Raw genomic sequence first — 9,414 nt, 5'->3', positions numbered from 1 at the left:
GCATATATTTTAGCTTTTTTAGGATTCTCATACCGATATACCAAATACAAAGAATCCAATTCTTTATAGGATTTCAGCGCTAAAGAATCTGATTGTGCGTACAGCATTGAAATGTTACAAAAGAGGATAAAGAAAACAACTCTTTTAAGAATATTAGGGGATGATTTACTATTCTGCATAAAATAAACTTCTTGAAGTTACCCAAATATACTTAGAAATTTCGAGGCACTGAAAAAGAAAAGTTCTCCTTACAGATTAACTGCTTTTTTTATGGTTTTACAAGCTTAAAACATACATGCAATGTTTTATAAAAACGCGATTGATCTTTTATAAAAGGTCAATTGTGTTCCTTTTTTTATCTGCATTTACACGTTTTCTTTGAATCAAAATTCATTGAGGATATTTCAAAAAATCACATCTGTTATGCCAGCGAAAAAAGCTAGCATAAAAAAACAAGAAATATACTTTTCATTTTTACTACAAACGCACGAAAGCGCTAAAAAAAATGAATTATAAAGATCAAACGAAAATATAGCTATATCACTTTAATATTAACATTTTAATTAAAACTACAAATTATGAAAAAACAGAATTTAAAATCATTAAAACTGAACAAAAAATCTATTTCTAACTTTCAATTTTCTCAATTACAAGGAGGTTATAGAGGTACTGAGGATATCACTAACTGTGGCGTTTATTGTGCTTTTGTTCCTCCAAAAACGTTAGATGGCTGCGATACCTTTACTACTCATTCTGGTGTAGGTGATACTGGAGGAGTACCATCTAATTGTGACGTATAATGGTTCCAAAAGCCATAGAAAGCGAACTTCGGTTCGCTTTTTTCTCTCCACTTTATTAGTAACATTCACAAAACCACATAATTCATGAAAAAATTTACACCTAAATTGCTTGTGATATTTCTTTTATTATTCATAAGCAAAGCCAAAGCCCAACAAAATGATTTCAAAATTGGAATGTTTGGAGTCAGTACAATGCATAATACCAACGCTGGTGTTACTGTAGATCGTGCTCCATTAACTGCGCCGACGCTGTTAGGAAATAATACAAGTCCTTTGAATGTTTTACATCAAGATGGATTTAATATCGGTCACGGATACAAACCAGATAATTGGACTGCCACAAAAGTGTACCAAGAAAGTTTACTCACATTGATAAGTAATTTTGAGGATATGCAGTTTTTTGTCCATGCAAGAGAATGGTATATTCCTGGAACTATAAATGACGACGATCATACGATCGATGATTTGAATATGTATGATAATTACGGAATGAATATTAACGACATCATACATGCAAGACCAAATTATGATGATCTTGTTTCGCAAGTTTATAATACATCAATGTATAAAGATTTAGTTTGGGGATATCAAGTCACTGAAGAATCAACTTCTCTTCATCCTAGAAATGGAAAACAACAAGATACAGGAGTCGAATTAGTTGATTGTGATATTCCTGTCGAACATGTTCAAGAAGCTTTGAATCATTTTAGTAATATTGTACATCCCGAACATAAACTTGTTTTATGGGAAGCAGCCCATGGTCAGGGAATAAATGAGAGTACGAATTTAAATTGGCCAATAAACAATCCTCAGGATTATATCAAACTCAATAATGTAGATGTGTTTTTTGAAGGTTCTTATATGTCATTAACTGGTGATTGGATTAATCAAAAATATAGTCATATCTATCAAAATAGAAATCACTATTTAGGATCCTTAAAATCTATTGACTATGCATACGAACATGTAGAAGAAGTACATGATGTAATTTTAATGGATAGAAATCAAGGGGAGTTTGTTGATGATATTAATTATATTAACACAACACACAGCAATCCAGCTATCAAAAATGCCAATTGGATGTGGTTCAAAACATATTCGTCTATTATTCATGGAGTAAAAGGAATTTGGTTTTGGGATTTAGGACAAGCATACGAAAGATGTGAAAAATCAGAATTATTAATGAATAATGGACATTATTCAAATGACGATATCATTGTAAAAGCTAAAGAATATGATGAGTGGCTGAATAGAATTGGTAATTATGACGATATAACTTGGTCATGTACTTCTGAAGAAATTATAAAATATACGCCTAATGGATCAACAGAAATTAAAGAAATCAAAGTAAGATATCTTTATGAAAGAGCTGCGCGTAAATTATTTAAAGGGCTTGATGTACGGTATAATGAAGATTATTTTCCAAAATTGTATAAAGACTACACCAAACATCTTGCAAGAGAGTTACGCTATTTAGTTGATGAAAATTTAATAAGTACGGATCCTAATTCGATACTGTATTCTAAAACAGACCATGCCGATACTAATTGTATTGTTCCTCCGGCAGAAAGTTATTTACTTTCCAACCTTCCTGCTGAAAAACGAACTGAGAATTATGGACTTCGCTATACTATTAGAACTAATGGTGATGATGTAATTATGATTGTGACGAATCCTTTAAATATGACTGTTAGTACCACCTTAGATTTTAGTAATGTGGCTAATCCAATTATTCAAAATGCTACTGGTGTAGATATTTTATTTGAACCTCATGAATATTTCATTTCTGATGAATATACATTCTACGGACCTAGTTTAGATGTCAATTCTTTAATTTATAAAACAAATAGAAATTCAGATATTGATTTGAATAGTTCAACTGTCGGAAAACAATATTTCAAAAACTTTATCAATGACAAGTCATTAGATTTAATTTTTGGACCACTTGATACACATATTTTAAAGTTTAAAAGTACGGCACCAATTATAAATTCAGATGGCTGGGTGAAAGAATGGACAAATCATGGAAGTGGAAAAATAGACGGCTGGGATGTTAATGATTCGCATAAGTTTTATGTAGGAGATTTTGATGGTGATCAAGTCGAAGAATTATTATGCGTGCAAACAAAGAATAATGAAAATTGGATTACCATGGTAAACTATGAAAATGGAGATTGGCATTGGAAGTGGAGTAATTATGGAGATGCTACTCACATGTTAGCGCCATACCGTACCAATTTTCTTGTAGGAGATTTTGATGGCGATGGTAAAGATGAACTTTTAGGAAATCCAGAAATTGGTTGGATTACTATGTTCGATTTTGAAAATGGAGCTTGGGAATGGAAATGGTCAGATAATGGAAATCATTCAATGACGTTATATAAAGAAAATTTAATTGTTGGAGATTTTGATGGAGATGATAGAGATGAAATTTTTGGAAGTCCTGAAAATGGTTGGTCAACGATGTTCAAATTTGAAAACAATGACTTTCAATGGGCTTGGACTACAGGCGGAGCAAATCACGGTATTAGACCTTATAGAAATTTAGTAGCTGGAGATTTTGATAACGATGGAAAAGATGAAATACTAGGTTTAGATAGTTGGGCTACGATGTTTCATTATGAAAATAATGATTTCCAATGGGGCTGGTCTACTTATGGAGCAAGTACTTTTAGTGGCTGGGGATATCCTTTAGATGGTACAGATAAAGTACTAATTGGTGATATAGATACAAATGATACTAAAGATGAAATCCTATTTATTCAACAAGGTTTAAACGCATATTGGGCAACAAGTATGGATTTAAAAAATGATGGGAGCAACTGGAATTGGAACTGGTCTGCAAACCCAAATTATTCGATACCATATATTTATGATTGGCAAATTAGTGGCAATAATAAAGAGAAATACTTATTAATAAAGGCGGAAGCAAACGCACCGAAACAATTACTAGCAATGAGACCTTATGGCTGTGATCTTGATAATAGTAATTTTCTTGTAAGCATGTATAAACCTGTTGGCGAGAAAATTAATAGTGGACGAAAGAAAAGTAATCTTGAGTTGGATGCTAAACTAGAAACCACCATACATCCAAATCCGTTTGTAGACAACATAAACATTCGTTTTAAAGAACCACAAACTGGAAAAATTGAAATTCTAAGCATGCAAGGATATGTCTTTAGACAAAAAGAATTTACCAATGAAAATCAGGTTAACTTTAACCTAAAAGAACTACGATCCGGAATCTACTTTGTAAAATTCTATATTGAAGGAGAAGCACACACAAGACAGATTGTGAAGTATTAGTAAAATCTATTCTGTCAATAAAAAAAAGCTTCACAGAAATGTGAAGCTTTGCTTAGTAGCAGGAACTGGATTCGAACCAGTAACCTTTGGGTTATGAGTCTAAAATGCAAAAAAATATAATGTATTTTTTTACTGTATGTATCTGCATTACTATTATTTACTCGATTGGGCACTAGTTATAAACTAGCGCTAGCTGGGTATCTCAATGTAAAGGTGAAAGGAAACATAAATGACTATAAAGTTTCATTGGGTAAGAAGAAGAGGAAGAAAAAATAGACGTTTATTTGTCTCTTTAGTGGAAACTAAACTCACTTTGAATTTATTTTATTTTGCTCAGCATAAACTTCTCGTCTCAAGTTCTCAAGAAAATTTTGAGCATAAAAAAAGACACTCCTTTTGAAGTGTCTTTTTTTATTAGCAGGAACTGGATTCGAACCAGTAAACTTTGAGTTATGAGTCTGAAATGTGAAAAATATAATGTGTGTGTTTGTTAAATATTATTTAGTGTTGTTTACTCGGTTCGGCACTAGTTACAAACTAGCGCTAGCTGGGGCATTTTAAAATTAAACAGTAACTTATGTATATAATAATATCTACTTTCATTTTAATTTCTAATGTGGTTTTTCCGTGGTTCTAAATATACTCTTACCATTTAACTTTAAGTCTTGATGATAGTAAAGAACATGGAACACCTTGGTTGGCTCTGATTTTATATCATAAATAGCTCTATATTTATCCTTTGGAAAATCTGCGCTTCCATATAGTGGATCTCTAACAGCTCCGTAATTATAGATTACTGTATGCACTACACCTTCAACTGTATTTTCTACAGTGAAATCAGTTGTCGCTTCTGCAAAAATCACAGTTGCTGCAACTGCTGTTGCTTCTTTATCGGTGGCTTTACCTAGTCCAGAACCAATTACTGTTTCTGCTCCTAATTTAGAATAATATATAGCTTTATTGTCAAATTCTTCCATAGATTTATCATTATGAAAGGTAGTTCTTTCTGACTTTAAATATTTTGTCCCTAATGGCGCATGATTAAGTATTTTTCCTTGATGCTCTGGTTCTGGAGAGCTGTATTCAATTATTACTGGCTGCCATCCATTCCAATGAGTAAAATATCCGAGACCATTACCGAATAATTTTTCTTCCTCCCATTTAGATCCCGTTATAATATTTACACCTTCAGAGTAACTTCCACTGGATACATCAATACCCCATCCTCCATTATCTCTCTCAAATAAATCTCCTCCTGTATCATTTATAAACCTATATAACCATGCTCCAAATCTAGTTCTAAATGCGCCGTCAGAATCAATTCCATTTACGGGGTCATTCCCCATACCTAGATAAGGAGACGCATATTGTCCTGCGGGATCAGTTGTAAGCCACCTTCCTATACGGCTATCCCATAGACGAAGTTCAAACGCTTCCTTGCCAGTTTCAATATCTTTTTCCTGTCCCTGATATGCGTATCTATATCCATCACTAACATGTCTATTTGGCATAGGCATTCCAAAAGGATAATAGTCTGTTTTAGCTGTCAAAGAAACAGCATTACTGCCATTTTTTATAATCACTGCGCGTACATTTCCTAAATGATCTGTTAATTGATACGCATCCGAATCACTTTGTCGGTAATGCACGCCTAATCTACTACTTCCGTAAATGGTATGCTCTACTAAATTAGTATCCGTATAGATGGCTAAGGAAACTCCAGCAGCATCTCGTATATAATGAGTTGTATTTTGCAATACCCCATTACTAAAGCTTTCCTTTTTTACTCTGTGATTTTTGTCATTGTAGTAAAACTTTACAATAGGTTCGTTTGGTGCTAACTTTTTCACTTCTGTGACCAAGCCGCTTGCATTATATACATAACCTATGTTTTCGCCTACATTTTGCACCAATTGTCCTATTTCATTGTAATCATAATTATCAGAGTTTGTTTGGTTTTTTATATCGTTTGCATTTGTTTCCGTTGTTATACCATCTGTCACCTGTATTAATTGATTTGGTTTACTATTGTCATATACATAACTTAATTCATCCATAGCATTACTACCATTTTCTGTATTCTTGTTACGATTTAGTGTTTGAATGTTTCCATTGGCGTCATAGGTAATGTTTGAAACACGATAATCAGTAGCTTCGTAATTACCAGATGGTGCATTACTAATTACTGCATTGAACTCTGTTCCTGTTGTTGCGATGACATGTGCCCCAGGTAAAAAGCTAATTGAATTACTTGCTGTGATAGTTTGATCAGGATTAGCAGTACTATTAATAATTATATTTTGAGGAACTGTTACATTTGAATTTCCATTTCCATTAAAATTTGCTTCTGTCAACCAGTTTTCTCTATTGTATTCATAGGTATATTGTGATGGGTTTTCTGCTGCTGCTTGGTCCACATTCCAAGTAATTCCTTTGATATTTCCATTGTATTGGTTTGTTCCTCCAGTAACTGCTGGAAATATATTGGCACGCTGGTAATCATTATTAAAATAATCAATGGTCATCCCAAACATATCATTGGTGCTTCCTCCAGGATCATTAGTTGGCGAAAGACTCGGATGATTTATAGATTTCAATTGTCCGTCTAATGTATATACATAATCTATTTGTTGAATTCCTTCTGCTAATTGAATGTTTTTTAGTTCTCCAGTTTCATAGTACTCATAGGCAGCATGTTCTATGTATGCGTTACCATCTGTAGATGTTTCTACTTTTATAAGACTGTTATCAATAGAATTGTAGGTATATCTGTGTATGAATAATTCATTTGCATCATATTTTTGATAAGTAACTTTGTTTATGGTACTCGTTATCGGATCATATTCATAGTCAATTGTTTTGATTCCAAGTCCAGCGATATCTTGCACGACCCATTGCACACGTCCGTAAATATCATAACTGTAATAAGTAGTTGTTTGATCATTTTGTGTCTTGGCAATATTCCCTCCTAAGAAAGACGGATTTTGGTAATCACCATATAATGAGCTTAGTTGTGAAACTTCAATATAATCGTAGGTTACAAAATTTTGTTCTTTGTAATTGGCTGCAGTAAAGCTTTCAATAGTTGGATCTAAGGTAGAAAAATTTCCAGATGCCACTCCACTTTCAATGGGTCTTCCTAGATTATCGTAATTAATATATGAGAACTCATTGACTAGGATTTGCTTGCTGTTTTGAGAAAAACGAATTCGTCCATCATCTCTATATTTAAAATTTGTAGTACCTATATCAGGTTTGAAAGAAGTAACTATTTTTCCCATTGAATTATAATAAAAAAGACTTTCTAAATTATGTATTGGATTAGATTGAATACTTGTTAAACAGGAAGTATTGAACCCAAATGGCTGTGTAGCTTTTAGTAAAATCCCTGTATCATCGTAATAATTTAAAGCGTAGTCATAATAATTAACTGGATATCGAATTCCTTTTGCATTGCTATCTGTTGCGATAGTTCCTGTTGTAGTAACATACGCTTTATTTTCACTTGTGCCATTTAATTCTAATCGATAAAAGTTACCGCCAGTCAATGAAGTCACTATTTGTTCTGTTCGTAGATCATAAATAGTATAATCACTTATCGCACTATTTTCAAAAGAAATTTGATTAGCTGTTATATTTTGTGGTATATGTATATCTATGTAACCTAAAGTTCCTACTAATGCTACTATATCATAGTTTATAGTTCCTCCTGAGCGAGCTGTTGCTAAAATTTTTCCTTCGACATCTTTAAAAATCACATTTTCAACTCCGTTAGGATCAACCTTTATTGTTTTAAAAGCTTGTAAAAGTAATTCTTTACCTTCAGATGTTACTTCTCCCTTGAAAGCATCTTTTCCAAACACATAATATAGTTCTTGTGTCGCAGGAACTGTATATGAGAATCCTTGTGGTGTGTTACTATCTAATTGTCTTCCTCCTTCTACTTTTAATGTACTCCCTGGATTTAGTGTGCTGTATGTCGCTTTTACAAACGGATAATCAGTGATGTCCTGAAAAGGTTCATCAGTATTGTTGGCACTGTAATACCAGCCTAATGATTCTTCTTGGCTTCCAACCGCTTGCGGTGTTGTATTCTCCCAATCCGTATTTGTATATGGAGAGCCATCTGCTTTTTTAGTGAAATCTGGCTTATAGGTATATTCCAAGCCTAGTAAATTTGCAGGAGATGAAGAAGTACTAAAAGCAGGTCTTCCTTGCGCATCATATTGCACTTCTGAAATCCACCTTTTTCCTGTACTGATATCAAAAGCTTGTGTTTGTAATCCGCGTCCTAATTCATCTGAATATGAAATTCCAGAAGCTTTTAAGTTCCCGTTTATATCATAGGCACAATTGGATATCCAGTTTTTATCTGAATTTTCTGTTCCTGTTATACATGGATAATATGAAGGACTGAAATCAAAGCCTTGAAATTCATATTTGAAGCCAAAGTATTGTCCCGTATTAGTTTCAAAAGAGAGATTGTAATCAATACTAGTATCTGTTAAAGTCGTCGTGGCAAAAATGATACCGTTGTGTTTGAAGTTAATTGTTGAAACACCTACTTTTTCAATCATAACTTCTGAATTGGTGATACCTGAAAGTGTTAAATTATTGATACTAGCTATTGTAGACGAAGTGGTAGCTGTTCTAGTCATAGCAATTATTGAGTATTTAGCACCTCCAATAGTTCCCCCTACAGGCTGTCGATCAGGTCTTATTCTTATGAGAAACTCATCATGTTCTATAGTTAAATTAGAATTATAAACGGGTTTTAGAATAATATTCAAATCAAAAATATCTGGTGGGTTATTTAAAGTGATGCCTCCTGGAGAATTTGAAAACTCTGAAAGACTTGATACTTTTACATAAGCAAAAGTCGTGGTAGATAGCAATCTATCTAAAGATGTTATCTTACTGTTATCCGATATATTAGAATACATATAATTCTCTCCAGGGAAAATAGTTTGTTCATGTAGTGTAAAACTATTATTGATTCCCCAAGTGATATTTTGTGCTAATCCGAAGTGGATTGAGCTTAAAATTATTGCTAAAAATAATATGTTGTTTTTCATCTATAAATTTTTAGTTGTTTTTGTAGTTGTAATTGCTTTCAGAAACTTTCTTAAATCCTCCCGTTACAGATGCGTTATCTATTACTTCTTTAGAAGTTCTAATAAGTCTTCCAGCAGTATCATATTCATAATACGTTCCTAAATTATTACCATCTAATATGTATGATAATTCATCCCATTGATTATAAACATACGTCGCCATAGAGGAACTGATAGGATGAATCCTATAATCA

At 32.9% G+C, this 9,414-nt stretch carries 4 protein-coding genes; 2 read left to right on the top strand and 2 right to left on the bottom strand.

Translation table 11 applies throughout. The annotated features are described in order from the left end of the window. Window positions 1-578: 578 nt before the first annotated feature. On the top strand, window positions 579-800 hold the full coding sequence (locus AB8B65_RS05520) for a hypothetical protein (RefSeq protein WP_405299860.1): 222 nt from the start codon (window positions 579-581) through the stop codon (window positions 798-800). An 84-nt stretch (window positions 801-884) separates the two neighbouring features. Next, complete coding sequence (locus AB8B65_RS05515) at window positions 885-4,106, top strand: T9SS type A sorting domain-containing protein (RefSeq protein ID WP_405299859.1); 3,222 nt, start codon at window positions 885-887, stop codon at window positions 4,104-4,106. A gap of 611 nt (window positions 4,107-4,717) precedes the next feature. Here the strand turns inward: AB8B65_RS05515 and AB8B65_RS05510 are convergent. Both AB8B65_RS05510 and AB8B65_RS05505 read right to left on the bottom strand, forming a co-directional pair. Further along, on the bottom strand, window positions 4,718-9,181 hold the full coding sequence (locus AB8B65_RS05510; protein WP_405299858.1) for an RHS repeat domain-containing protein: 4,464 nt from the start codon (window positions 9,179-9,181) through the stop codon (window positions 4,718-4,720). 10 nt (window positions 9,182-9,191) lie between these two features. Next, window positions 9,192-9,414: hypothetical protein (locus AB8B65_RS05505; RefSeq protein WP_405299857.1), on the bottom strand; the 223-nt coding region annotated here is incomplete at its 5' end.

Origin of the sequence: Kordia sp. (genome assembly GCF_045105435.1) — a bacterium.
Taxonomy (GTDB): domain Bacteria; phylum Bacteroidota; class Bacteroidia; order Flavobacteriales; family Flavobacteriaceae; genus Kordia.
The sequence above is the reverse complement of the archived record's forward strand: the minus strand, read 5'-3'. Positions and strand labels throughout refer to the sequence as shown.

Bases quoted from the DNA above. Each gene is read 5' to 3' on its own strand.
- AB8B65_RS05520 (WP_405299860.1), top strand. From the start codon at position 579: ATGAAAAAACAGAATTTAAAATCATTAAAACTGAACAAAAAATCTATT.
- AB8B65_RS05515 (WP_405299859.1), top strand. From the start codon at position 885: ATGAAAAAATTTACACCTAAATTGCTTGTGATATTTCTTTTATTATTC.
- AB8B65_RS05510 (WP_405299858.1), bottom strand. From the start codon at position 9,181: ATGAAAAACAACATATTATTTTTAGCAATAATTTTAAGCTCAATCCAC.